The following is a 26,366-nucleotide window of genomic DNA, read 5'->3' on the forward strand; positions in this document are numbered from 1 at the left end:
AGAGATGGCAACATTTCAAATTGAAGGTGGAAATAAATTGTCTGGCGAACTAAAGCCACAGGGAGCCAAAAACGAAGCGCTTCAGGTAATTTGTGCTACACTTCTAACGAGCGATAAAATCACCATTACCAATATTCCTGAAATCCGGGATGTTTTGAAATTGATCGAAATCCTAGGCGAATTGGGAGTTAAAATCCAGCGTCTAAAGAAAGGAGAATATCAATTTCAGGCCGATCAGGTGGACATGCAACACCTTCGATCGGAACAATTTGCAAAACAAGCAGCCAGCTTGCGTGGATCGATCATGATTGTAGGCCCACTGCTGGCTCGTTTTGGAGAAGCCTTAATTCCGCAACCCGGAGGCGATAAAATTGGCCGTCGTCGATTAGACACTCATTTTGTCGGACTTCAAAAACTGGGAGCCAAATTCACTTACGATCCCGACAATCACTTCTTCCAGGTTTCAACCGAAAAGCTTAAAGGTCAGTACATGCTGCTTGACGAAGCTTCGGTTACCGGTACTGCCAATATTTTAATGGCTGCCGTGATGGCAGAAGGCACCAGCACAATTTACAATGCCGCCTGCGAACCCTACTTGCAGCAACTTACAAGAATGCTGGTTTCAATGGGAGCAAAGATTGATGGCATTGGCTCAAATCTTCTCCGTATTGAAGGAGTGACAGAGCTTAAAGGCTGCAATCATACAATACTACCCGACATGATTGAAGTGGGTAGTTTTATTGGCTTAGCAGCGATGACCGGTTCCGAAATCACCATTCCCAACGCAGGAGTTGACCACCTTGGAATAATTCCCGATGCATTTAAACGACTTGGGATCAAACTTCAAATAAAAGGAGATAACATTTACATTCCGGCTCAGGACGAATATGAAATTGAGACCTTCATCGACGGTTCGATCATGAATATCTCCGATGCTCCCTGGCCCGGCTTGACTCCTGATTTATTAAGTATCTTTTTAGTTGTTGCCACTCAAGCCAACGGAAGCGTGCTAATTCATCAAAAAATGTTTGAAAGCCGGCTGTTCTTCGTCGATAAACTGATTGATATGGGAGCACAGATTATACTATGTGATCCGCATCGGGCAACAGTAATCGGGCTCAATAAAAAACACATGCTTCGCGGAACAATGATGTCATCGCCCGATATTCGTGCCGGGGTAGCATTGCTGATAGCGGCTTTATCGGCTCAAGGTAAAAGTGAGATTTTCAACATCGAACAAATTGACCGTGGGTACGAAGCAATTGATGAACGACTCAGCGCAATTGGTGCCAATATTAAACGCTCAAACTAATTTCATTCAGAATAATATTTGTTAATATTTTCAAAAAAGTAGTTTTCAACACAACTACACATCTTCATTTTTACTATTATTGAGCTTGATTTAGTTGACATTTAAACATATCCACAAAAATGAAACAAAATATTTTAGCAGCCTTCGTTTTATTATTTGCTTTTGTAACTCAGTCAATTGCACAAGATGAAGCGAAAATTGGCTTGGGAATTGGAAACAAAGCACCTGAGATTGTTGAAAAATCAGTTGACGGCAAAGAATTAAAACTTTCATCATTGGACGGAAAAATGGTGCTGATCGACTTTTGGGCGTCGTGGTGTGGTCCCTGTCGTCGCGAAAACCCAACCGTAGTCTCAGCTTATCAGGAGTTTAAAGACCGAAAATTTAAAAATGGAAATGGCTTTACCGTTTATAGCGTCTCGTTAGATAAAGCGAAAGAACCATGGGTAAAAGCAATTGAAGCTGATAAATTAACCTGGGACTATCATGTTTCAGACTTAAAAGGATGGTATTCTAAATATGCTGCCGTGTACGGAGTTCGAGGTATTCCCGCCAACTTTCTAATCAATGGCGAAGGTATTATTGTTGCTAAAAACTCACGTGGCCCCGTATTAGAAAATACCCTAACCCAATTATTAAAATAAGATTATAAAATCATATAAATTAAAAGGTGGCACATGCGTGCTGCCTTTCTTTTTATAATTTTGTCAGCAATTTACAAGAATGAGGTGTCAAAATGTCCCATATCACGTAATGGCAACATTTTTGTAAACTGTCAATCCGGTAAATTAAATAACAAACAACAATGGCAGAAGAAAAAACTAATAAAGAAAAAGAGCAAGTTGAAGAAACTGAGGTAAAAGAGAACACTGCTCAGGAAAATGATAAAGCTGCTGAAGAAGATAAAAAATCAAAGAAAGCGAAGGGTAAAAAAGAAAATAAGAAGTCGAAGAAAGATAATACAGACGAAAAAATTGAAGCTTTAGGAAACGAACTAATCGACCTAAAGGACAAACACATTCGTCTGCAAGCGGAATTTGACAATTACCGCAAACGCACCATGAAAGAAAAAATGGAGCTGATAAAAACTGGAGGTGAAACGGTATTGGTCAATATTCTTCCGGTAATCGACGACTTTGAACGAGCACTTATTGCTTTCAGTGAAATGAAAGATGATGACCCTTTAAAGCAAGGAATAACTTTGATTTACAGCAAATTTCAGGAGTTTTTAAAGCAAAACAACATCCAGGAAATTGAAGCCAAAGAGAAAGAATTTGATACTGACTTACACGAAGCAGTAACTAAAATTCCGGCTCCAAAGGAAGAACTTAAAGGGAAAGTTGTTGATGTAATTCAGAAAGGTTACGTGATGAACGAGAAAGTCATTCGCTTTTCGAAAGTTGTGATTGGTGAATAGGCAAACAAAAAGCAAGTATGGCAAAAAGAGATTTTTACGAGATTTTAGAAGTTAGTAAAAGCGCTTCGCCCGAAGAAATTAAAAAAGCATATCGGAAGAAAGCGATCCAATATCACCCAGATAAAAATCCGGATAACAAGGAAGCTGAGGATAAATTCAAAGAAGCCGCTGAAGCTTACGAAGTTTTAAGCAATCCTCAGAAAAAACAACGGTATGACCAGTATGGCCATGCTGGAGTCGGTGGAGCCGGAGGTGGTGGCGGATTTAGCCAGCACGACATGTCAATGGATGACATTTTTTCTATGTTTGGCGATGTGTTTGGCGGTCATGGTTTTGGCGGTGGCGGATTTAGTGGATTTGGCGGATCATCGCGTGGCGGAGGTCGTCGGGTTCACCGCGGATCAGATTTGCGCGTAAAAGTCAATCTTTCGCTGAAAGACATCGCCAACGGCGTTGAGAAAAAGCTCAAACTAAAAAAATACAAAAGCTGCGATACTTGTAGTGGAACCGGCGCACAAGGAGGCAATGACTACACAACGTGTTCAACCTGCCGGGGGAGCGGTCATGTAACCCGAGTTACCAACACGCTACTTGGGCAAATGCAAACGACTGCTACCTGTCCAAGCTGTAATGGCGAAGGTCAAATGATCAAGAACAAATGTACTTCGTGTAATGGCGAAGGTGTTGTTCGAGACGAAGAAGTTGTTAACATTAAAATTCCTGCAGGAGTTGCTGAAGGCATGCAATTGAACGTGTCGGGAAAAGGAAATGCCGGCCGCCGTGGAGGAGTTAATGGTGACCTACTGGTTATTATTACAGAGGAGAATCATCCAGACTTGATTCGCGACGGAAACAACCTGATATATAATCTGTTCCTTAGTCTTCCTGATTTTGCATTGGGAACAACATCTGAAATTCCGACCGTTGAAAGTAAAGTAAAAGTCAAAATTGAAGCAGGTACGCAGCCTGAGAAAATTCTTCGTTTACGAGGTAAAGGCTTGCCTGATGTTAACGGATATGGCAAAGGTGATCTACTCGTACGGATTCATGCGTGGGCACCGAAAAAGATCTCACCAGAAGAACGCAAAATGCTTGAAAAACTTCAGGAGTCAGAGAACTTCCAACACACACCTGGTGCAGGCGACAAGAACTTTTTCGAGAAAATGAAAAATATTTTCTAATAAAGCATCACTAAAAATAGTAAAGCCGTTTTCATCGAATGAAAACGGCTTTACTATTTTAAATCTATCTTCAGAAATTACCTACCAATCCATTTTTATAACCTCACTGCCCGCTAATAAGAAAGCTCCTGTGCCATAAACTTCCCAACTATCATTTGAAAAATTTGCCCGAGGATCAGCGCCAATGGGCTGTGTCCAACCAACATGACCATCCGGCTGAATTAATCCGTTCAAGCCAATCCATGCTTTTTCAATCACTGGTTTATATTCGGCTTTGTCGAGCAAGCCATTGTTCACTCCCCAAGCCAACGCATAAGTGTAAAAACCAGAGCCACTGGCTTCGCCTCCCGGATAGGATTTTGGATCGAGCAAACTGGCACGCCACAAACCATCGTCTTGTTGAAGCGACTTGATCGTTTCCGCCATTTTCAGAAGCTGATTTTCGTAAAAAGCACGGTTTTTATAATCCGCCGGCAACTCATCCAGCACACGAACCAGTCCGCCCATCACCCAACCGTTTCCACGCGACCAGAATATTTTCTCACCATTTTTTTCTCTAATTGGCTCCTTCCAATCGGTCTTATATTTCATATCTCGCGCATACAGATTTTCATCCTTGTCAAAGAGTAAATCATAGGTCTCTTTAAATAGTCGATCATTAAATTCCAGGTATTTATCTTCATCCAGTGTCACTCCTAATTTCACAAATGCGGGAGGAGCCATAAATAGTGCATCGCACCACCACCATGTTATCGGCCTAATTTCCCCCGTTTTATAAGGTGTTGACATGATTTGATCAGCCGCTTCCTTGAATGGTTCAATCATTTTTTCATCCTTTTCAATCCGATAAATATCAATATAAGTTTGACAGATTGCGTGATCATCGGCATGTTGTAAGCGCGGACCGGGCTTCCACTCATTCGACTCTCCCATCGCAATCAATGCTTTCCATAATCTTTTGGAGCCAGTCGTTTCATATGCTGCAAAAATACCGGCGTAAAACGCACCATTTGTCCAGTCATACAACTCATGTTTTGGATTTTTCAACTGCCATTTAGCAGCCTTATTCATGGTTTTTTTAATGTATCGCGGCTTAAAAAACTTCTCTGTATTTTGTGCATTCAGTGTGACTGCAAACATGACCAGCATAAAAAAGGAAAGAATTTTTCTCATAACAAATTTGGATTAGGATTAATCAACTTTTCAAAAATAGGAAAATAATACAATCGATTGCTGTTCGCCCAATAGTTTAATAAATGAATAAGTATTCATATAAAAACTATAATTTGTGAATTTTTCGTTTGGTACACTTTTAATTTATCACTATACTTGCAGCACAAAATTAAAACGACATGTACAACAAACTTGGACATTACGGTCATCATCACAACAACCTATTTATTGGTAGGCCGTAATTCTTTTGTTTTGTTTTAAAAAATATTAACCCAAAGAAGGCTTACCATTAGGTAGGCCTTTTTTATTGATTTAAACTATCATGACACAATTGAGAATTGCTATTCAGACAAAAGGAAGATTAAACGAAGATTCAATGCAGCTCATACAAGAGGCTGGAATTAAGATCAATCTGGGAAAACGTAAACTATTGGCTCCTGCTAAAAACTTCCCAATCGAAGTTCTGTTTTTACGTGATGATGATATCCCCCAAGCGGTTGCTGACCAAGTTGCCGACATTGGTATCGTCGGAGAAAATGAAATGTTGGAAAAACAGCAAAACGTTAAAATTGTTAAGCGACTGGGATTCAGCAAATGTCGTTTAAGCCTGGCTATTCCAAAAACTGAAGAATATGCCGGCATCGAGTGGTTCAATGGGAAAAAAATTGCCACCTCATATCCGGTCATTTTGAAAGATTTTCTGGATAAAAATAACGTAAAAGCTGACATTCACGTTATTTCCGGCTCAGTGGAAATTGCCCCTGGGATTGGACTGGCTGATGCCATTTTCGATATCGTTAGTTCCGGTTCAACATTGGTTTCAAACCGCTTAAAAGAGGTTGAAGTAGCTCTTTATTCCGAAGCCGTTTTGGTTGCTCCACAAGAGCTATCAGCTGAGAAACAAGCCATTTTGGAGGAAATGATTTTCCGCATGGAATCGGTAGAACGAGCAAAAGATAAAAAGTACATTTTGCTGAATGCTCCGAACGATAAAATTGAAGAAATTACGGCAATCTTGCCCGGGATGAAAAGTCCGACAGTCACTCCTCTTGCTGAAAAAGGATGGTGTTCATTGCATTCAGTTATTGCAGAAAGCGACTTCTGGGAAATCATCGGTAAACTAAAAGCCGCCGGAGCTCAGGGTATTTTAGTTGTTCCGATTGAAAAAATGATTTTTTAATCCGCCCATATCTATAAAAAAACAATCTGAAATTCAATAATTTTGACAAGCATGAAACGTTACTTGAATCCTGAAAAAAGCAAATGGTCTCAAATCCTTGAACGTCCGCTGTTTAATGCAGCGGATTTGACCGGACGAGTGCAGGCTATTCTGGATGAAATAAAAACAGATGGCATGACTGCTGTTCAAAGGTTCACCAAACAGTTTGACGGGGTGACCATCAGCGACTTTGCTGTAACAGAGGCCGAAATTACAGAGGCTGCTGCGTTGTTAGATGATGAGCTGAAAGCAGCCATTCAGACGGCATCAAGGAACATCGCTGATTTTCATGCCAGCCAAAAGACAGAAGTTAAAAAGATTGAAACATCTCCGGGGGTAGTCTGCTGGCAAAAACCAGTCGCCATTGAAAAAGTAGGCCTGTATATTCCAGGCGGATCTGCTCCCCTATTTTCAAGTGTGCTGATGTTAGCCATTCCTGCAAAAATCGCAGGATGTCAGGAAATTGTATTATGCACTCCTCCAAATAAGGAGGGAAAGATTCACCCAGCTATTTTGTTTGCAGCTCAGTTGGTTGGCGTAACTCAAATTTTTAAACTCGGAGGTGTTCAGGCAATCGGAGCAATGGCATATGGTGCTGGTCCGATTCCTAAAGTGTCCAAGATTTTTGGCCCGGGAAATCAATATGTGATGGCTGCAAAACAGTTGGTCAGCATTGCCGACGTAGCTATTGACATGCCTGCCGGCCCATCGGAAGTTGCTGTAATGGCTGATGACTCAGCCAATCCGGCATTTATTGCCTCTGATTTGCTTTCGCAAGCCGAGCACGGCCCGGACTCTCAGGTGGTTTTGATTACCAACTCGGAGAAATTGGTGAATGAAGTGGAAACTGCACTAGCCAACCAATTGGCAGAATTAAGCCGAATGGAAATTGCCACGAAAGCGTTGGACAACAGTGTTGCGATTATTTTGAATACCAAAGAAGAAATAATCGATATGATTAATGAATATGCACCAGAGCACTTAATCATTTCAATGGACAACTACCTGGAAGTGGCTGAAAAAATAATCAATGCCGGGTCGGTATTTCTTGGCAATTACACGCCTGAAAGTGCAGGAGACTACGCTTCGGGGACAAACCACACCCTACCAACAAACGGGTGGGCACGTTCATTTAGTGGTGTCAATCTCGATAGTTTTATTCGTAAAATAACTTTCCAGGAAATTACCAAAGAAGGTATCCAAAATTTAGGCCCGGTCATTGAAAAAATGGCAGGTGCCGAACACTTGGATGCTCACAAGAATGCTGTTACGTTGAGATTGAAGGCTATAGAAGACAATTGAAAATAAATCAACGAATAGATTGATCAAGATCTGGCAGAAACTTATTTAAAAAGACTGAATAATTTGAAAGTAAAACGTTGGAATGATATCCAAGCTTTGGAAAGACGAATTTAAAACAATTGCTTTCAAAGCTTTCTATCGTCTTCCACTGCCTTCAAAAATAAATAAAATGAACATAGAAAAACTCATCCGGACAAACATCAAAAACCTAAAACCCTATTCATCAGCACGCAATGAGTACACTGGCGAAGCTATGATGTTTTTAGATGCCAACGAAAATCCGTTTAACGAACCATACAACCGCTATCCCGACCCTTTGCAGCGGGAAGTCAAAGAAAAAATTGCAGGAATAAAACGATGTGAGCCGTCGCAAATCTTCCTGGGAAATGGTAGCGACGAACCGATCGACTTACTTTTTAGAGCATTTTGCGAGCCCAAACAAGATAACATCGTTACAATCGATCCAACTTATGGGATGTATCAGGTTGCAGCAGACATCAACGATACTGAAGTTCGCAAAGTAAAATTGGATGGAAGCTATCACTTTTCAGCCGAAGAACTTTTAAATGCCGTTGACGATAACACCAAACTTATTTTTATCTGTTCTCCCAATAACCCAACAGGAAACTTACTGGACAAAAATGAAGTAATAAAACTGATTGAAGGTTTTTCAGGCATTGTAATCATTGATGAAGCATACATTGATTTTGCGCCAGATGCAAGCATGCTTCCGGAATTGAACAAATACGAAAATTTAGTGATTTTGCAGACGTTCTCAAAAGCATGGGGAATGGCCGGAATTCGATTAGGTATGGCCTTTGCCAATTCTGAAATCATTAAAATCCTCAATAAAATAAAATACCCATACAACATTAATATCTTAACTCAGCAAAAAGCATTAGAATTGCTTTTGCAGGAACAAGAAAAAAAAGAATGGGTTGAAGTATTGTTGACGGAAAGGAAAAAGTTAGAAGATACTTTAAAAGATCTGGCATTCGTGCAAAAAGTTTATCCTTCCGATGCTAATTTTGTCTTGGTAAAGATGTACGATGCCCGTGGAATTTACGATTACCTTGTTGAAAATGGAATCATTGTCCGCGATCGCTCAAAAGTCGTTCTATGTGACGACAGTTTGAGAATTACCGTTGGCAAACCGGAAGAGAACGAAATACTGATAGAGAAATTGAAAGAATTGATTTGAGAAAGAAAATATCCAATGAAGAATATTCAATAACAAATATCCAGGAAATGAATGTTGAAAGGCGTAATTATGACTTGGAAGAACGGTTAATTGACTTTGCATTGAAAGTCGATCAAATTGTTGAACAACTACCAAATACGAGACTTGCAAATCATTTGGCAGGTCAAATAATAAGAAGCGGGACTGCTCCTGCTTTGATTTATGGCGAAGCGCAGTCAGCCGAATCTCAACGCGATTTCATTCATAAAATTCAGCTTGTATTAAAAGAACTGCGCGAAACAAGAATTTCGTTAAAAATACTCATCAAAAAATCTTTTATCATAGAGAGTTTATCTCTTCCTATCATGAAAGAAAATGAAGAACTAATAGCAATTTTCGCAAAAAGTGTAAAAACTGCTAAAATGAAATTGAAAATTTAATCACTTGGATATTGAGTATTGTTTATTCATTATTCAAAATTTCTACACTTATGAAAAAGGCATTATTTATTGACCGTGATGGAACTCTGATTACAGAGCCTGCAGATGAACAAATCGATTCGCTGGAAAAACTTGAATATCTTCCAAAGGTATTTCGAAACATGCACTTCATTGCAAAAAATCTGGATTATGATTTAGTCATGGTCACCAATCAAGATGGATTAGGAACAGACTCGTTTCCCGAAGATACGTTTTGGCCGGCACACAATAAAGTAGTCAAATCTTTTGAAAACGAAGGAGTAATTTTTGATGACATCCTGATCGATCGACACTTCCCAAAAGACAATGCACCAACACGCAAACCGGGTACCGGGATGATGGGGAAATATATGGACGGCAGCTATGATTTAGCGAATAGCTTTGTTATTGGCGATCGGTTGACTGATATTGAACTGGCTAAAAACCTGGGAGCAAAAGGGATTCTGATTAATGACGGTTCTTTGGTTGAAGAAATGCAGGATAAAGGTTTGGAAAAACATTGTGCATTAGTAACATCCGACTGGGATGAAATTTATGCCCGGGTTGCGGCACCCGAAAGAACCGCACAAGTACAGCGCAATACCAAAGAGACACAAATCAATATTGAATTAAATCTGGATGGAACAGGCAAAGGAAACATCAGCACCGGATTGGGATTTTTTGACCACATGTTGGATCAAATTGCCCGCCACGCCGGGGTTGACCTAACAATTCAGGTTAGTGGGGACTTACAAGTTGACGAGCACCACACCATTGAAGATACCGGCTTGGCACTGGGAGAAGCTTTTAAACTAGCGCTGGGAGACAAACGAGGCGTTGAACGCTACGGTTATTGCCTGCCGATGGACGATTGTCTGGCGCAGGTAGCTATCGACTTTGGCGGTCGCCCCTGGATCATGTGGGATGCCGAATTCAAACGCGAAAATGTAGGCGACATGCCAACGGAAATGTTCTTTCACTTTTTCAAATCATTCTCCGACACTTCGCTTTCAAACTTAAATATTAAAGCCGAAGGTGATAATGAACACCACAAGATTGAAGGTATTTTCAAAGCACTGGCCCGTGCAATAAAAATGGCTATCAAAAAAGATGTGTTTAACTTTGAACTCCCTTCAACCAAAGGAGCATTATAATTTATTTTACCACAGAGATACCTAAGAATTACTCAGAGTAAACAGAGAATGTATTTTAATGACAATGAAATAACAGAAAAGATAATTGGAGCAGCAATAAAGGTTCACCGCGCACTTGGCCCGGGATTATTGGAGTCCGCCTATCAAGAATGTCTTTTTTTCGAACTCAGAAAAGCTGGACTGAAAGTTGAAAAAGAAAAGCCATTACCTCTAATTTATGAAGAAGTTAAAATGGAATGTGGATACCGGGTGGATCTTTTAGTTGAAAATAGAATTGTAATAGAAATAAAATCAGTTGATGCACTAAATGAAATTCACTTGGCGCAAGTTCTTACCTATCTCAAATTAGCAGATTGCAAGTTGGGGTTATTAATTAATTTCAACGTAGTTCAATTGGTGAAAGGATTAAAAAGAGTAATTAATAAATATAAAAGTTAACTCTGAGTTCTCTGAGTAAATCTCTGTAAGCTCTGTGGTTTAAAAAAATAGATATGAAAAGCATCAAACCCTTACGTGAAAAAAAGAATACAGCAGTTCTTTTAATACACTGCCCTGACAAGCAGGGTATTTTAGCAACAGTGACTGAATTCTTGAATAAGAATAATGGGAATATCATCAACCTCGATCAGCATGTCGACCGAATTGAAAAGATTTTTTACATGCGGGTTGAATGGGAACTGGATGATTTTGCCATCCCTTCAGAAAAAATTGGTGAATACTTTGATACACTAATTGGTTCAAAATTGGAAATGACCTGGAAGGTCTATTTTTCAGAAGATGTTCCCCGAATGGCTATTTTCGTTTCTAAAATGTCGCATTGCTTATTTGATATTTTGGGACGATATACTGCTGGCGAATGGGATGTTGAAATTCCGGTTATCATCAGCAACCACGAAACCATGCGTCCTGTTGCAGAGCGTTTTGGAATTGAATTCGAATACGTTCCCGTGACCTCTGAAAACAAAGCCGAACAGGAAGCAAAAGAAGTTGAATTATTGAAAAAGCACAAAATTGATTTTATTGTGTTGGCACGCTATATGCAAATCCTGTCGAAAGATTTTGTTTCGCACTACCCCAATAAAATCATCAATATCCACCATTCATTTCTACCGGCATTTGCAGGTGCAAAGCCCTACCACGCAGCACATGCCCGTGGGGTAAAACTGATTGGTGCTACCAGTCATTATGTAACTCACGACTTAGATGCAGGTCCCATCATTGAGCAAGGTGTCACGCAATGCAGCCATGTTGATACTATTAAAAGTCTGATTCGGAAAGGGCGTGACTTGGAAAAAATTGTTTTATCGAACGCTGTGTTTAATCACCTGCAACGAAAAGTACTGGTTTACAACAACCGTACGGTTGTATTTAATTAATGAAAAATGAAATCAATAGCGCTTATTATGCTACTCATTACAACTTTTACTCGGGCTGAAACTGTTGAAAAAGAAATTCCGCCCGACTATGGATACGTCGTAGAAATCGGAGAACAAGCGCCTGAATTCACTGCTGTGTCTGCCGATGGAGCAACCATCCGATTTTCTGATTTCAAAGGGAAAGTAGTCATGCTCCAGTTTACAGCCAGCTGGTGTGGCGTTTGCCGCAGGGAAATGCCGCACATCGAAAAGGAAATTTGGCAGCAACACAAAGACAACTCAAACTTTGCCTTGTTTGGAATTGATCTGGATGAACCAAAAGAGAAGGTGCAAAAATTTGCCCAAGATATACCGGTTACCTACCCGCTCCTACTCGATCCAAACGGCAAAATATTTTACAAGTATGCTGAAAAAGGTGCCGGTGTAACCCGAAATGTAATCATCAACAAAACAGGTGAAATTGTTTATATGACCCGTCTATTTAAGCAGGAAGAGTTTGATGAAATGAAAGAGGTCATTGACAAATTGTTGAAATAGTTCATCAGTACATAGTACATCAGTTCATAAGTTAAACTCGAAATTGGAATATGAAAACATATCGAGAATTTATTGCGTGGCAGAAAGCGATGGCTTTTGTTACTAATGTGTACAAACTCACTCATACTTTTCCGAAAGAAGAACAATTTGGGCTAACTTCACAAATTAGAAGGTCTGCTGTCTCAGTACCAAGTAATTTTGCCGAAGGATTTGGAAGAAAAGGGAACAAGGAATTTATCCGTTTTATTCGAATTTCAATTGGATCACTTTACGAATGCCAAACACAACTAGAAATCTCTAAAAATATTGAATATTTAAATTCTGATGATTTTGAGTTACTATTCAATCAATCCAAAGAAATTGAAGCATTAATAAGAGGTTTAGAAAGAAAAATAGAAAAATAAATAGAAGTACTTTTGTACTTCGCACTCATGAACTCATCTATTTATGAACATCGTCATTATCAAATACAACGCCGGAAATATTGAATCAGTCAGTAATGCTCTTTCACGATTAGGCATTGAGGCTGAAATCACGGGCAATCACGAAAAAATTAAGGCCGCCGACAAAGTCATTTTTCCGGGTGTTGGTGAAGCCAGCACAACGATGGCTTATCTGAAGAAAGCAGGATTGGATCAATTAATTCCGTCGCTGAAGCAACCGGTTTTAGGCATTTGCCTCGGACTGCAATTGATGTGCAGCCACTCCGAAGAAGGAGACACGCCCTGTTTGGGCATTTTCGAGGAGAAAGTAAAACGCTTCATCCCTGAACCCGGTATGGAGTTCGTAACGAAAGTGCCTCACATGGGATGGAACACCATTTCAAAATTGAACAGCGATTTGTTTGATGAATCGTTGGACAATCAATTTGTCTACTTTGTGCATTCGTTTTACGCCACAGTTGGCGAACACACTGCCGCTGAAGGAAATTACATCAACCCGTTCAGCGCCGCCTTACACAAAGACAACTTTTACGCGACTCAATTTCACCCAGAGAAAAGTGGTCCGATTGGAGCTAAAATATTAGAAAACTTTTTAAAGATTTAGTACAAAGTGCATGAGTTCATAAGTACATCTGCTATGTACCATTTTTTACTTATGAACTTCGTACTTATGAACCTATGAACTATTAACATGAACTCTGACAACAAAATAACCATCATCCCCGCCATCGACCTCATCGATGCCAAATGCGTGCGTCTTTCGCAAGGTGATTACAACCAAAAAACGGTGTACAACGAAAAGCCGTTGGAAGTAGCCAAAATGTTTGAAGATGCCGGAATCACTCGTTTACACTTGGTGGATCTGGATGGCGCAAAAGCCAAGCACATTGTCAACTATAAAGTTTTGGAAACCATTGCTGCAAAAACGAATCTGATTGTCGATTTTGGTGGTGGACTAAAAAGCGATGAGGATCTTAAAATTGCCTTTGAAAGCGGTGCACAAATGGTTACCGGCGGAAGTATTGCCGTAAAAGATCGCGAAACGTTCCTCAACTGGATTGAAACCTACGGTGCTGAAAAAATAATTTTAGGTGCCGATGCGAAAGATAAAATGATTGCCGTAAGCGGCTGGCAGGAAGTTTCAGAATTATCGATTCTCGAATTTATAGAAAGCTACACCAGCCAAGGAATTCAGAAAGTGATTTCCACAGATATTGCCCGCGATGGCATGCTCACCGGGCCCAGCATCGATTTGTACAAAGAAATTATGGGTCAATTCGAAGGACTGGAACTGATCGCCAGTGGTGGTATCGCCACCATGAAAGACATTCACGAACTGAACGAAATGAATGTTCCCGGCGTAATTACCGGAAAAGCCATTTACGAAAATAGAATCAGCTTAAAAGAAATAAGCGAGTTCATAAGTGCATAAGTACATCACTACGAAACATTACACTTATGAACTCATGTACTCATGAACTTTGAACGATAAAAACATGCTTGCAAAACGAATTATACCATGCCTGGATATTAAAGACGGTCAGACCGTAAAAGGCATAAACTTTGTCAATATACAAGCCGTAGGCGACCCGGTTGAACTGGGAGCAATGTATGCCGAGCAAGGAGCTGACGAACTGGTTTTCCTCGACATTACGGCAACGCACGAAGGACGTAAAACCTTTGTGGAGTTGGTTAAGCGCATTGCCCGCGAATTAAACATTCCATTCACGGTTGGTGGCGGAATTAGCGAAATAAAAGACGCTGAAGCACTTTTGAGTGCCGGAGCCGACAAAGTAAGCATCAATTCATCAGCCGTTCGAAATCCGCAACTAATTAATGATCTGGCACTCAATTTCGGAACGCAGTTCGTGGTGGTTGCCATCGATGCCAAAAACTACGATGGGCATTGGACAGTAACGGTTAATGGAGGACGCATTCCCACTGACAAAGAATTATTCAGCTGGGCAAAAGAAGCAGAAGACCGTGGTGCCGGCGAAATCCTGTTCACCTCTATGGACCACGATGGAACCAAAGGTGGTTTTGCCAACGAAGAACTGGCCAAAATGGCCGACATGCTGAAAATCCCGATCATCGCATCCGGTGGTGCCGGAAACATGGATCACTTTGTAGATGTGTTCACCCAAGGGAAAGCCGATGCCGGACTGGCTGCCAGCATTTTTCACTATAAAGAAATTGGTATTCCTGATTTAAAAAGTTATTTGAAGAGTAAAAACATTCCGATACGCTAGTCCTAACTTTTGTAAAAAGTTATAACTTTGTAATTACAAAAACTAAAATAATGGAAGTTTCGGTTATAAAAATAGGGAACTCAAAAGGCATCCGTCTTAGTAAAACCATGATTGACAAGTACAGCATCAAAGATTCGGTCAATTTGATTCTGGAAGAAGATCAAATCATTATCAAGCCGATGTCTAAATCCAGAAAAGGATGGGAAAAAGCATTCAAGGAAATGGCCGAGAACGGTGATGACCAGTTGTTGATCGATGATGTCTTCAAAGATGAAAATTTGGAGGAATGGAAATAAATCAATACCAAATTCTATTGGTCAATCTGGATCCCACCATTGGCAGTGAAATAAAAAAGACCAGACCTTGTGTGGTTATTTCGCCCGATGAAATGAATAAATATTTGAGAAACGTTGTGATTGCCCCGATGACAACCAGTTCAAAAAAATATCCAACACGAATAGCTGTCAGGCACGACGATAAAAAAGGCTGGGTAGTGCTTGACCAAATCCGAACGATTGATAGGCAAAGAATCATAAAAGTACTAGGCTCCCTGACCAAGTCTGAGATCAGGAAACTGAAATCAATATTACGAGAGACTTACGTCGATTAAAACACAAAAAACAACATGGACAAAAAACTAGATTTTTCAAAACAAAACGGTCTCATCCCGGCCGTCATTCAAGATGATAAAACCGCCAAAGTACTGATGCTTGGTTTTATGAATGAAGAAGCCTTAGCCAAAACCGAAGAAACCGGCAAAGTAACTTTCTTCAGCCGGACAAAAAACCGCCTGTGGACAAAAGGCGAAGAAAGTGGCAACTTTTTAAATGTGGTTTCTATCGCCTCGGATTGCGATAACGACAGCCTGCTGATCAAAGTAAATCCGGTTGGTCCGGTTTGCCATACCGGCAGCGATACGTGCTGGAATGAAATCAATGAGCAGGATGACCTGGCATTTATCAAGCACTTACAGGATTTTATCGACAAACGTAAAGAAGAAATGCCAGAGGGATCGTACACCACATCGTTGTTTACAAAAGGCACCAGAACCATCACCCAAAAAGTGGGTGAAGAAGCCGTGGAAACCATCATTGGAGCGATGGCTAACGACGATGAAAATTTCCTGTACGAAGGAGCCGATCTATTGTACCACCTCATCGTACTGCTGACGCACAAAGGATACCGCATTGAGGATTTAGCCCGCGAGTTGAAGAAACGACACCAATAATATCCATTAAGCCCTGTGTAATACAGGGCTTTCTTACTTCTCAAAAAGTATGGTTACGTCCAGTCGAATTCTATTCATCATTAACCCACGTGCGGGTAAAGGAAAAACCAAACGCCTAATCCGTCAATTGGAGTTGTATAAGGACAAAGTTGCTTTCCGGTTAAGCGAATACCCCAGGCATAGTCTTGAAATTGTCCGCGAAGAGCTCAACAATTACGATGTGTTTGTTGCCGTTGGCGGAGATGGAACCGTTAACGAAGTGGCCTCCGCATTAGTCGACACCAACAAAAAGCTGGCTGTGTATCCTGCCGGATCGGGTAACGGCTTTGCCCGTGAGTTTGGCTACAAAAAAAACCTGAAACAATTGATACAAGCTATTGAGAGTGGCCAAACTCGTCAAACAGATGTCAACCGGGTTAATGGATTGATCAGCGTTCACATTACGGGCATTGGGTATGATGCCGCGGTAGCCCATGATTTCACCAAACTAAAAGGTCGCGGATTTTGGAACTACTTCATCAGCACCGTCCGGGTGTTTTTCAGCTACCACTCAGTGCAGGCAACCATTCATCTGGAAAAAGAAACCATTGCCGGCCATTTTTTCATTATCGACATTGCCAATTCAGCTCAATATGGCTACGGAGCAAGAATGGCTCCGATGGCAGATCCAACCGACGGGCAGTTCGACCTTGTTTTAGTGAAACCACTTTATTGGTTCGAGTTTCCTTATTTTGCCTTCAAACTATTTACCGGACAGCTGAAGAACAACAGAAAAATTCAGTATATCCCCTGCCAATCGCCAATCACCATCATCACAGCCGAAAATAAATTCCACATCGACGGAGAAGCTGTTCAGCTAATCAGTCCGCTACAAATCGAGGTTCAGCGCGGGGTGCTAAATGTGATTAATACTGGAAAGGTTAAAATCAAGTGAGCAGTCAGTTACTTCAGCAAACGCTCCATCATCCTCTCTCGCTTGCTCTGCGTTGTAAAACCGTATTGCTGCATAATGTAGCAATCACTCCACCCCTTCAAAAGACAAAGAATAATCGTGCTGACCGATGGAATTATCTCTATTCCTTATGGAATAGCCTTGCTGCCTGATGGAATCATAGATATTCCCGAATGCAGGATTATTATTCCATAGAGAATATCGATGATTCCAAAGGGAATTGCTTTGCTGCCCTTTGGAATAGGTCTTCAGCAACAGGGAATTGCTTTGCTGCGCTATGGAATAGGCCTTCAGCAACATGGAATAGGAGCTATTCCTAAGTGCCCAAAAGCTTAGCCCCCTCGCCGTACGGGGATTCTGCAAAAACATCGTATTCAATCGCTATTCCGGAGCCCCTGGAGACTTAACAGAAGACGTTTATTGAACCACCCGGCTGAAAAATAACTTGCCGAAATTGTTTTTCTGCAAACTAATTCCACCACAGCTTGTTAAGTTACTGTCAACAAATTAGAAGAATATGCAGGAGCAATTGAAATAAGACTATCTTTGCGCCTCAATTTTGAAGAACATATGCAGAAGATTAGAAACATCGCGATTATTGCGCACGTTGACCACGGCAAGACAACCCTGGTAGATACAATGATCTATCATTGTAATGTGATGAAAAGTCACGAGAAAAAGCAAGAGCTTATTCTTGACAACAATGACCTTGAAAGGGAAAGAGGAATCACTATCCTGGCCAAAAACGTTGCCGTTGAATATCATGATATCAAGATTAACATTATTGATACTCCTGGTCACTCCGACTTTGGTGGTGAAGTAGAACGAGTACTCAACATGGCTGATGGCGTGCTATTGCTGGCCGATGCCTTCGAAGGCACCATGCCTCAAACCCGCTTTGTACTGTCAAAAGCACTGGCGTTGGGACTAAAACCTATTGTTGTTATCAACAAAGTAGATAAACCAAACTGTCGTCCTGAAGAAGTACACGAGCAAGTGTTCGACCTCATGTTTAGTCTGGATGCCACCGAAGAACAGTTGGACTTTCCAACCATTTACGGTTCGGCAAAAGAAGGCTGGATGACCGATGATCTGAAAAATAAAACAGACAATATTGGCCCATTGCTGGATGCCATTATCGAGCATATTCCGGAACGGGAACCAAACCCGGGTACTCCTCAAATGCTGATTACATCGTTGGATTACTCATCATACGTGGGACGTATTGCCATTGGGCGTGTTCATCGTGGCGAATTGAAGGAAGGCATGCAGGTTGCCTTGGCGAAACGCGATGGATCGGTAAAACGAACTAAAATTAAAGAATTACATACCTTCACCGGACTGGGTCGTATTAAAGTTGATCACGTGGTCAATGGTGATATTTGTGCCTTGGTGGGTATCGAAGGATTTGACATTGGCGATTCAATTTGCGACCTGGAGTCTCCGGAACCAATTGACCCTATTGCTATTGACGAGCCAACCATGAGCATGGTGTTTACCAACAACGATTCTCCGTTCTTCGGACGTGAAGGTAAATTTGTAACCTCGCGCCACTTGCACGATCGCTTGTACAAAGAACTGGAAAAAAACCTGGCACTGCGTGTTGAAAAAGGTGAATCAGCAGATGTATTTACCGTCTACGGACGTGGTGTGCTACACTTATCGGTACTGATTGAAACCATGCGTCGTGAAGGTTACGAGTTGCAGGTTGGTCAGCCTCAGGTGCTGTACAAACAAATTGGCGGCATCAAATGCGAACCAATTGAAGAAATGCACGTGGATGTGAGCGATGAGTTTTCGGGAAAAGTAGTGGAATTGGTTACTGCCCGCAAAGGCGAAATGCAAAATATGGAGCGCAAAGGCGACCGGATTCATCTGGAATTCTTAATTCCATCGCGTGGAATCATCGGTTTGCGAACCAACATGCTAACAGCAACTGCCGGCGAAGCGGTGATGACTCACCGTTTTGTAGAATACCAACCGCTAAAAGGCGTAATTGAGGGCCGTAAAAATGGTTCGTTAATCGCCAAAGAACCCGGTACAACCTTTGCCTACGCGCTGAATAAATTACAAGATCGCGGACGCTTCTTTATTCCTCCGGGCGATGAGGTTTACGAAGGAATGGTGATTGGTGAAAATACGCGAGGCGATGACTTGACCATCAATGTCACTCAATCGAAAAAGCTAACCAACATGCGTGCCTCAGGCTCGGATGATAAAACCAAGTTGGCACCACACATTCGTTTTAGCCTGGAAGAAGCGCTGGAATACATTGGCCCTGACGAATACCTGGAAGTAACGCCAAAATCATTCCGCATGCGAAAAATTTTATTGCGCGAAGCAGAACGCAAACGTGGAGTAAAGATCAACTAGTCGATTACAAATTACGATATCTAAAAAGCTCCGATCTCATGATGAGATCGGAGCTTTTTTTATGACTTGTTTTAAATTTATTCAATTGGAATTGCGTTGTTGTAGTCTTCTTCGCTAACCTTTGCTGTAAAATAATAACCAGAAATAATTACAATTTTTATCATACAATTTCTATTTATCTTTTAGTCAAAGTTGACGCCTAATTGAATGCCAAATAGAGCGACGCCCTCCGCGTCAAAACCATCAATGCTTGCGACGGGACCGGCGAAAAACCTGTCTGAGAAATGGTAGTTGTAATAGACTTTCGCAAAGTATGGTTCGATAGTCCAAGCGGATCTCGCCCCTACCTCAGTTAACTGATAATCGGTTCCTGTTTTTTCATAAATCGAGCGAACCGTTGCGTAAGTTTTTACCCCCATGCCTGTGCCAAATGCCAGTTCGTGCCGTGCCAATTTGGGATTATTAAATAGAGCCAATGGTTTAAATAATAGAACTAAACTCATCGACCCCATGATGTCACCAGAAAAATAAGTCTTCTCTCCTGAAATTAATGTTTCGATGGTTGAAAATTCGTTCCAGCTGTTAGCAATTCTTTCGGTGGGAAGTGTCGAAAAGAAATTGAATGTTGGCGACAATTCCAATGATTTTGTTAAAGGTATTCCAATGTCAAACGAATAATAGAAACCATCAACAGCATCTCCTCCGCTGGCGGTTCCGAAACTTGCTCTAATTGACCATTTTTCTTGTGCATTTGAGTTTATAAAGGAAAGTGTTAAAAGCAAAAAAAATAAAGTTGCAACGTTTTTAATCATCGTATTTGATTTTGTCTTCTGGGTTTTTATTAATTGCTAATTTAAATTTTTATATTTAACAAAAGTAGAACTTCTGTTATTTTTAACTATTATAAATAACATAACTCATTTTTTTGCTTTCATTTCAACTCATTCAATTGGAATGGCGTTGTTGTAATCCTGTTCGGTAATAGTATATGTAAAACGATACTCTTTTTCACCTGAACTCCGTCCAATTCTCGTTCGAATATAAGATGATGTTTCATATCCCATTATATTTCTTTCAATCTCACAACTCCTCAACGTTGCTTTATCGCAGAATTGCTTTATTATTTTCTTGTCATTGAAGATAATATTCACAGAATCAATATCAGTAGTATTAAAAACTCCTACGGGTTCTGCATGAAACCCCATTTCCTTGATGACTGAATAATTTGAGTGTGGAGAAACAGTTATAAATTCAGCATTCTCCAAAAAATTATCTATCATTAATCCCTGGATATCAATTCTATCATATCCTTCAATAGTTACATCAAAACCCGTTTCATTCTCTATAACATATTCATATACATACTCTTTTTCACAGCCAACAATAGCTACGACCATTAACATCAATATTAAATATCTCTTCATTTTAATTAAATATTTTTTCATTTTAAATCTTGAAAAAGTTTATCCAAATACAATTCTGTAGGGTTATTGTAATAGTCCTTAATATTATCCCTCCAGGTCCACCACGAACCAAGAGTTCCAGGTAGTGCGTTTTCAAGCTGGGAAATAGTATAACCTGAAACTTGATCATCTGGGTAGTTAGGATCACTCCCATACTGATTCACATTATCGATCATGTCCCAAACAATACTGGTATAGCCATCACTCATGTCCGAGATAGTCTTAGTCTGCTTTGTATTATAGTTTTTCGATTTATAAACATCATTTGTAATAACGGCCTCAACACCAGTTGCCCAGCTTTCTGTTAGTCTTTTATTCAATAACCAATTGATATCGGTATATCCCAATGCCCAATGAGATGCATGCGCTAATTCATGTATTGAAGTACCAAATATTTCACGGCTATCTAATGCTCTTCCATTTTCACTCATTGAATAAACAACAACCGTGGCCGATTGGACAAGTTCATTAAAATCAAAATAATGGGACGTGCCTGCTTTGTCTTTTCCCCCGATATGAAGTCTTTGGTCGAGGAAGCTCAACAAACCATCCCTCCTTGGTGGAGCTTTTATACCCCAATTCGCATGCTTATAGTAATAGGTATACGCTGCCCGGAAAATATGCGCAAACAACTTGGACTTTGGAGTATTTATAATGTCTAGGTTCCATTCTCCTGTCTGCTTTGGCCCATTATAATAGGCTTGCCCATACGAGCCATCCCGAATATCAAAATCCCATTTTTCCCATTTAATGCTATAATTGGCATCCCGTTGAAACGTACCATCGCACGAAAAATCACCATTTGCATCGGTTATTCCTTCGTGGGTAGTGAACCAGCGCCTTGCTCGAACAACGACTCCTTCGATAGGAATAAGATGACTATTTGACGTACTTGTTTCATATCGATATACCGCACGGGTACAATAATCATTCTCAGGAATTTGCGCCTGTTTTAAAATGGGATCGGGTCCAGTTCCCGGATCAGGTATAATAATCTCGCCAGTCTCGCAATCGTAGTATTCGTAATGATCGAATACTTTTCGTGTAGTGGTACTGCTGCTGATCACATCATCATAAACCCGAATTGTGCCGGATGGCCGCCAGTAAGTCGATTTTAAAGTGTTGTTGTCTGCATTCCTTTCATTTAGATTGCCTGTTATACGTAATGCTTCGGTCTCTAATTTCAACCAGTCGAAATGATCAAGCGACGCACTTTTAAGCTCTTGTAATTCATTTCTTTCCTCTGGTAAAAACAATTCGGCCAGTTTTTGATACTGCACATCCGGAAAAACATAGTCAATCGGTACAACGGTGTATTGCCAGGTAATTTCATTAGCCGGAATTGAAGGGTCATGGTAATGAGTCCCTCCCCGCTTTACTTCAACATCCAATGGATAATCATAAACATACAAGGTTGTGTCCCGTGTTATCAGTCCCAACTCTTGCTCACTTTTAGGCCGAAACCGCACATAATAATGGGTCGGCTCAACTTTAGTCGCCGATTTCAATTGTGACTCCACATTTTCTAGCGCTTTTCGCATGTTTTCAACAGAGTAAGGATTTTCCAATTGCTCTCCAAGTTCCATTTGACCTTCAACAAAAACCATTCCTGCTTGCTCTTCATTTTGTTGACTTTCCGGATTCAGATCGTCAGATGTAAATTCTTCTTTTTGGCAAGCATTAAAACAGCTAATTATAACAAATGCCATCACGAATCCAACTAATTTTTTCATACTTTTACTTCGATTTTGAGAAGAGAGTTCCAGCTCACTTCTCGATTAATAAATAAATGGATGAATAGCCTATGATGATATCTTGGGCTATTTTTATGATTGCTAATTTAACCTCTTTTTTTTTAACAAAACTATTTTTATTGCAATTTATAATTGTTTTAAATAAAAAATTATTTTCAATTTCGATTCAATTGGGGTACATGATCAAATAGCCAAAATTCCACCTCACCACTAAAATAGAGTTTCGATTTTGCTCATATAGGTATAAAAAGAAAACCCCGAACCTTAATGGAACGGGGTTTCTTTTTATCTTGATCTGTCTTACGACTCGACTTATTTAATACCTTTCATCATCTTCTTCAGCCATGGTGAAAGAGCCACCAAGATAACTGCGATGATAGCTGACTGAGCTGCGATTAGCCAGAATACTTGCACCTCTTGTCCAAGAGCCGCTTCGAGCTTGATTGAAATCGCCTTCATCTGAGATGCTACAAAGTTTCCTGCAGCAAACGATCCCATCCAAATCCCCATCATAGTAGAAACAAGTTTTGGTGGCGATAATTTTGTAACCATTGAAAGTCCAATAGGGGACAAGCATAACTCACCAAAAGTATGCAGCATAAATACAAATACTAACCACATTGGGCTTACTAGAAGTACAGAACCATCAGCATTAGCTGTTGTTGATTTTGTGTATGCAATGGCCATGATAACGAATCCCAGACTTAGCATGATCATTCCCCACGCAAACTTCATCGGGGTGTTTGGGTTTAATTTTTTCTTGTCGAGTTTTAACCACAGTACGCTAAAAAGCGGTGCAAATAAAACAATGAATATCGCGTTAACACTTTGAAACCAGGTGGCTGGTATTTCCCAACTTCCGATCATCCGTTGCGTGTTGTCGCGAGCAAAAATATTAAAGGTTGTTCCGGCTTGTTCAAATCCACTCCAGAAGAAAATATTAAATACAGCCAACACTAAAATTACGACAACCCGGCTCCACTCGGTTTTCCCATTGGTTCCTTTTACAATGCTCATTACCAAATAAACCAATCCGGAAACAGCTACAATTCGTATGATCCATGTTTGAAGCGTGGGTGCTATTGAGCTCCATACAAGAATAAATCCGAAGATAAAGCCAACCATAGCAACTACAAAAATCAAAATACCCATCCAATCCTTAACAGCGAGTCGGTTTCTTTCTGCTTTTACTTTTGGAGGCATACCAATATTTCCGAGCGTATGGCTGCGGATGAAGAACCAGATTGTACCCAGTAACATACCAGCACCGGCTGACATGAATCCATATTCCCATGCTATTTGCTCTCCCAAATAACCGGCAACCAGAGGAGCTAGAAATGCTCCAAGGTTTATTCCCATATAGAAAATGGTGAAACCACCGTCTTTCCGGGGGTCATTATTGTCATACAATTCACCAACCATGGTGGAAATATTGGGTTTAAAGAATCCATTTCCAAGAATCAGAATACCAAGGCCAGAATAAAATATCGTTTGGCGAAACTCCATACTACTTTCCATAGACATTGAGCTAAATGCCAGCAAAAACTGACCAATCGCCATGGTTAAACCACCAATATATATTGTTTTGCGTTGTCCTAAGACTTTGTCGGCCAAAACCCCTCCAATGATTGGGGTAACATATACCAATCCGGTAAAAATACCGTAAATGGTAAATGCATCAAGTTCGGCCATTTCAAACCCACCATTGGCAAATGTGGCTGTCAGAAATAACACCAACAATGCGCGCATACCATAATAACTGAATCGTTCCCACATTTCGGTGGCAAACAAAGAAGATAACCCAACAGGGTGTCCAAAAAAAGCAGTACTCTTGTCTTTAGCCATATCTTTTTACTGTTTATATTGAAGAAAGCAAATATAAACATCTTTTTGCTCCTATAAATGGTGAAATGTCACCATTTAGAATTTAATTTCAATAAGAACGATTGTAAGTGAACAAGCTTTATTTCCGCAATGTTTTTGTATTTTAGAATGAAAATATCACTTTATGAAACTTTTTGCAACCAAACAAATAGCAACTATCGACCAGTTTACAATTCAAAATGAACCCATTCCCGACATCGACCTCATGGAACGGGCATCTCTGCAAATTGCAAATTGGCTTATTCATCACATTTCAAACGAAAAAAAATTGATTGTTTTTGCCGGCCCCGGAAATAATGGAGGAGATGCGTTGGCTATAGCGCGTTTAATGGCTGAACACAATTACCTATGCGAAGTTTATTTGTTGAATTTTGGAAAAGACTTAACAGGTTCGCCTGCTAAAAACTGGACTCGATTGGAGGATCAAGACAAAGTGAGCTTGAAAGTTATTCAAGAGAAAGATTTGATTCCTGAAATTCCGGCAGACTCCGTTGTTTTGGATGGTTTGTTTGGTTCCGGCTTAAGTCGAAAATTAGAGGGATTGCCACTACAAATCGTTCAAAAAATAAATGCCTCCAAAGCAACCGTTGTTGCCATTGACATTCCCAGCGGTCTGTTTGGCGAAGACAATTCTGAGAACGACTTGAAAAATATTGTGCATGCTGATTATACCTTGACATTTCAGTTTCCAAAACTCAGTTTCTTTTTCCCCGAGCACGAGAAAATACTCGGTGAGTGGGAAGTTTTACCAATTGGCTTGCATCCTGAAGCAATCAGCCAGACCGAAAGTCCATTTCATTATCTGACAAAACAAGAAACTGCCGACAGGCTAATCAATCGAGATAAATTTTCGCACAAGGGAACCTATGGGCACGCTTTGCTGATTGCCGGTTCGTATGGAAAAATAGGAGCAGCGGTACTGGCCTCCAAAGCCTGCTTGCGATCTGGCGTTGGCCTCTTAACCGCTCACATTCCGCATACCGGCTATCAAATTATGCAGACAACCGTGCCCGAGGCCATGTGTTGCATTGACCCATCGGACTTGATGTTTACCGAATTCCCTAAGCTGGATCAGTTTTCAGCAGTTGGAGTGGGCCCCGGATTGGGACTGAAACCAAACTCACAGCGGGGACTCAAACAACTTTTAGAAGCCAAACCGGATAAGTTGGTTTTAGATGCTGATGCCTTGAATATCCTGTCGATGAAACCCGAATGGCTGGATCTTTTACCCGAAAACTCGATACTAACGCCACACCCGAAAGAGTTTGAGCGTTTAGCAGGGGCAACAACCGACTCTTATTCCCGTTTGCAGCTTCAGCTACGTTTTTCAGCAAAACACAAAGTCATCGTTGTTTTAAAAGGTGCTCATACCTGCATAACAACGCCAAGCGGAGAAGTGTACTTTAACACATCGGGTAACCCGGGAATGGCTACCGCCGGAAGTGGAGATACCTTGACCGGTATTTTGCTGGGACTACTGGCACAAAATTATACACCTCTTGAAACAGCTCAGTTGGGAGTATTTATTCATGGTTTGGCAGGAGATTTAGCGGCAAAGGAAATTGGCGAAGTGTCGTTGATTGCCGAAGATTTAATTCAACACCTTGGTAAAGCTTTTTTAACGCTCAAAAAATAAATTGATTGACAGTTCGGTTATTGTATTTAGAAAAGCATTGGCAAACTAAATTTAACTGCCAGCGCTTCGCTTTTG

At 40.6% G+C, this 26,366-nt stretch carries 27 protein-coding genes; 22 read left to right on the forward strand and 5 right to left on the reverse strand.

Going from position 1 to position 26,366, the window contains the following annotated elements; genetic code table 11:
* Window positions 1–4: 4 nt before the first annotated feature.
* The 4 genes from murA to dnaJ all read left to right on the forward strand — a co-directional run bounded on the left by murA (window position 5) and on the right by dnaJ (window position 3,910).
* Window positions 5–1,312, forward strand: a complete 1,308-nt coding sequence (gene murA, locus ACTB00_RS05850) for a UDP-N-acetylglucosamine 1-carboxyvinyltransferase (RefSeq protein ID WP_463298980.1) — start codon at window positions 5–7, stop codon at window positions 1,310–1,312.
* A gap of 119 nt (window positions 1,313–1,431) precedes the next feature.
* Window positions 1,432–1,956, forward strand: coding sequence for a TlpA family protein disulfide reductase (locus ACTB00_RS05855; RefSeq protein ID WP_463298981.1), 525 nt, complete (start codon window positions 1,432–1,434; stop codon window positions 1,954–1,956).
* Between the two features lie 161 nt (window positions 1,957–2,117).
* Window positions 2,118–2,729 (forward strand): nucleotide exchange factor GrpE, encoded by a 612-nt coding sequence (locus ACTB00_RS05860; RefSeq protein ID WP_463298982.1) that lies wholly within the window; start codon window positions 2,118–2,120, stop codon window positions 2,727–2,729.
* A 17-nt stretch (window positions 2,730–2,746) separates the two neighbouring features.
* Window positions 2,747–3,910 (forward strand): molecular chaperone DnaJ, encoded by a 1,164-nt coding sequence (dnaJ, locus tag ACTB00_RS05865; protein ID WP_463298983.1) that lies wholly within the window; start codon window positions 2,747–2,749, stop codon window positions 3,908–3,910.
* An 81-nt stretch (window positions 3,911–3,991) separates the two neighbouring features.
* On the opposite strand, the gene ACTB00_RS05870 is transcribed toward dnaJ, so the two are convergent.
* A complete protein-coding gene (locus ACTB00_RS05870) occupies window positions 3,992–5,083 on the reverse strand; it encodes a glycoside hydrolase family 88/105 protein (protein WP_463298984.1) in 1,092 nt (363 codons plus the stop codon).
* A gap of 322 nt (window positions 5,084–5,405) precedes the next feature.
* Here ACTB00_RS05870 and hisG point away from each other — a divergent pair, with 322 nt between their 5' ends.
* The 17 genes from hisG to typA all read left to right on the forward strand — a co-directional run bounded on the left by hisG (window position 5,406) and on the right by typA (window position 19,554).
* A complete protein-coding gene (gene hisG / locus ACTB00_RS05875) occupies window positions 5,406–6,263 on the forward strand; it encodes an ATP phosphoribosyltransferase (protein ID WP_463298985.1) in 858 nt (285 codons plus the stop codon).
* Between the two features lie 51 nt (window positions 6,264–6,314).
* Window positions 6,315–7,604: a histidinol dehydrogenase gene (gene hisD, locus ACTB00_RS05880; protein WP_463298986.1), complete on the forward strand. Its 1,290-nt coding sequence runs from the start codon at window positions 6,315–6,317 to the stop codon at window positions 7,602–7,604.
* A gap of 169 nt (window positions 7,605–7,773) precedes the next feature.
* Window positions 7,774–8,805 carry a histidinol-phosphate transaminase gene (gene hisC, locus ACTB00_RS05885; protein ID WP_463298987.1) on the forward strand — a complete coding sequence of 344 codons (1,032 nt, stop codon included), beginning with the start codon at window positions 7,774–7,776 and terminating at the stop codon, window positions 8,803–8,805.
* Entirely contained in the window at window positions 8,802–9,224 is a 423-nt protein-coding gene (locus ACTB00_RS05890) for a four helix bundle protein (protein WP_463298988.1), read from the forward strand. The genes hisC and ACTB00_RS05890 overlap by 4 nt, the downstream gene beginning before the upstream one ends.
* A gap of 50 nt (window positions 9,225–9,274) precedes the next feature.
* Window positions 9,275–10,396, forward strand: coding sequence for a bifunctional histidinol-phosphatase/imidazoleglycerol-phosphate dehydratase HisB (hisB, locus tag ACTB00_RS05895; protein WP_463298989.1), 1,122 nt, complete (start codon window positions 9,275–9,277; stop codon window positions 10,394–10,396).
* Window positions 10,397–10,444: 48 nt separating this feature from the next.
* Window positions 10,445–10,834: a GxxExxY protein gene (locus tag ACTB00_RS05900; RefSeq protein ID WP_463298990.1), complete on the forward strand. Its 390-nt coding sequence runs from the start codon at window positions 10,445–10,447 to the stop codon at window positions 10,832–10,834.
* A gap of 53 nt (window positions 10,835–10,887) precedes the next feature.
* Window positions 10,888–11,772 (forward strand): formyltetrahydrofolate deformylase, encoded by an 885-nt coding sequence (gene purU, locus ACTB00_RS05905; protein ID WP_463298991.1) that lies wholly within the window; start codon window positions 10,888–10,890, stop codon window positions 11,770–11,772.
* 6 nt (window positions 11,773–11,778) lie between these two features.
* Window positions 11,779–12,309, forward strand: coding sequence for a TlpA family protein disulfide reductase (locus tag ACTB00_RS05910; protein WP_463298992.1), 531 nt, complete (start codon window positions 11,779–11,781; stop codon window positions 12,307–12,309).
* A gap of 50 nt (window positions 12,310–12,359) precedes the next feature.
* Window positions 12,360–12,713 (forward strand): four helix bundle protein, encoded by a 354-nt coding sequence (locus tag ACTB00_RS05915; RefSeq protein WP_463298993.1) that lies wholly within the window; start codon window positions 12,360–12,362, stop codon window positions 12,711–12,713.
* A 43-nt stretch (window positions 12,714–12,756) separates the two neighbouring features.
* Window positions 12,757–13,356, forward strand: coding sequence for an imidazole glycerol phosphate synthase subunit HisH (hisH, locus tag ACTB00_RS05920; protein ID WP_463298994.1), 600 nt, complete (start codon window positions 12,757–12,759; stop codon window positions 13,354–13,356).
* 87 nt (window positions 13,357–13,443) lie between these two features.
* Entirely contained in the window at window positions 13,444–14,184 is a 741-nt protein-coding gene (hisA, locus tag ACTB00_RS05925; protein WP_463298995.1) for a 1-(5-phosphoribosyl)-5-[(5-phosphoribosylamino)methylideneamino]imidazole-4-carboxamide isomerase, read from the forward strand.
* A gap of 64 nt (window positions 14,185–14,248) precedes the next feature.
* Entirely contained in the window at window positions 14,249–15,001 is a 753-nt protein-coding gene (gene hisF / locus ACTB00_RS05930; RefSeq protein WP_463298996.1) for an imidazole glycerol phosphate synthase subunit HisF, read from the forward strand.
* Between the two features lie 50 nt (window positions 15,002–15,051).
* On the forward strand, window positions 15,052–15,297 hold the full coding sequence (locus ACTB00_RS05935) for an AbrB/MazE/SpoVT family DNA-binding domain-containing protein (protein WP_463298997.1): 246 nt from the start codon (window positions 15,052–15,054) through the stop codon (window positions 15,295–15,297).
* Window positions 15,288–15,611, forward strand: a complete 324-nt coding sequence (locus tag ACTB00_RS05940; protein ID WP_463298998.1) for a type II toxin-antitoxin system PemK/MazF family toxin — start codon at window positions 15,288–15,290, stop codon at window positions 15,609–15,611. The genes ACTB00_RS05935 and ACTB00_RS05940 overlap by 10 nt, the downstream gene beginning before the upstream one ends.
* A 15-nt stretch (window positions 15,612–15,626) precedes the next feature.
* Window positions 15,627–16,229: a bifunctional phosphoribosyl-AMP cyclohydrolase/phosphoribosyl-ATP diphosphatase HisIE gene (hisIE, locus tag ACTB00_RS05945; RefSeq protein ID WP_463298999.1), complete on the forward strand. Its 603-nt coding sequence runs from the start codon at window positions 15,627–15,629 to the stop codon at window positions 16,227–16,229.
* 49 nt (window positions 16,230–16,278) lie between these two features.
* A complete protein-coding gene (locus tag ACTB00_RS05950; protein WP_463299000.1) occupies window positions 16,279–17,163 on the forward strand; it encodes a diacylglycerol/lipid kinase family protein in 885 nt (294 codons plus the stop codon).
* A 588-nt stretch (window positions 17,164–17,751) separates the two neighbouring features.
* Window positions 17,752–19,554 carry a translational GTPase TypA gene (gene typA / locus ACTB00_RS05955; RefSeq protein ID WP_463299001.1) on the forward strand — a complete coding sequence of 601 codons (1,803 nt, stop codon included), beginning with the start codon at window positions 17,752–17,754 and terminating at the stop codon, window positions 19,552–19,554.
* Window positions 19,555–19,736: 182 nt separating this feature from the next.
* On the opposite strand, the gene ACTB00_RS05960 is transcribed toward typA, so the two are convergent.
* The 4 genes from ACTB00_RS05960 to ACTB00_RS05975 all read right to left on the reverse strand — a co-directional run bounded on the left by ACTB00_RS05960 (window position 19,737) and on the right by ACTB00_RS05975 (window position 24,616).
* The gene (locus tag ACTB00_RS05960; protein ID WP_463299002.1) at window positions 19,737–20,366 is read right to left on the reverse strand and encodes a hypothetical protein; all 630 of its coding nucleotides are present in this window, start codon (window positions 20,364–20,366) and stop codon (window positions 19,737–19,739) included.
* 129 nt (window positions 20,367–20,495) lie between these two features.
* Window positions 20,496–20,978 carry a hypothetical protein gene (locus ACTB00_RS05965; protein ID WP_463299003.1) on the reverse strand — a complete coding sequence of 161 codons (483 nt, stop codon included), beginning with the start codon at window positions 20,976–20,978 and terminating at the stop codon, window positions 20,496–20,498.
* 17 nt (window positions 20,979–20,995) lie between these two features.
* On the reverse strand, window positions 20,996–22,750 hold the full coding sequence (locus tag ACTB00_RS05970) for a hypothetical protein (protein ID WP_463299004.1): 1,755 nt from the start codon (window positions 22,748–22,750) through the stop codon (window positions 20,996–20,998).
* Window positions 22,751–23,083: 333 nt separating this feature from the next.
* Complete coding sequence (locus ACTB00_RS05975) at window positions 23,084–24,616, reverse strand: peptide MFS transporter (protein ID WP_463299005.1); 1,533 nt, start codon at window positions 24,614–24,616, stop codon at window positions 23,084–23,086.
* A gap of 163 nt (window positions 24,617–24,779) precedes the next feature.
* On the opposite strand from ACTB00_RS05975, the gene ACTB00_RS05980 reads away from it, so the two are divergent.
* Window positions 24,780–26,291, forward strand: coding sequence for an NAD(P)H-hydrate dehydratase (locus tag ACTB00_RS05980; protein ID WP_463299006.1), 1,512 nt, complete (start codon window positions 24,780–24,782; stop codon window positions 26,289–26,291).
* Window positions 26,292–26,366 lie beyond the last annotated feature (75 nt).

The organism is Sunxiuqinia sp. (assembly GCF_055140945.1).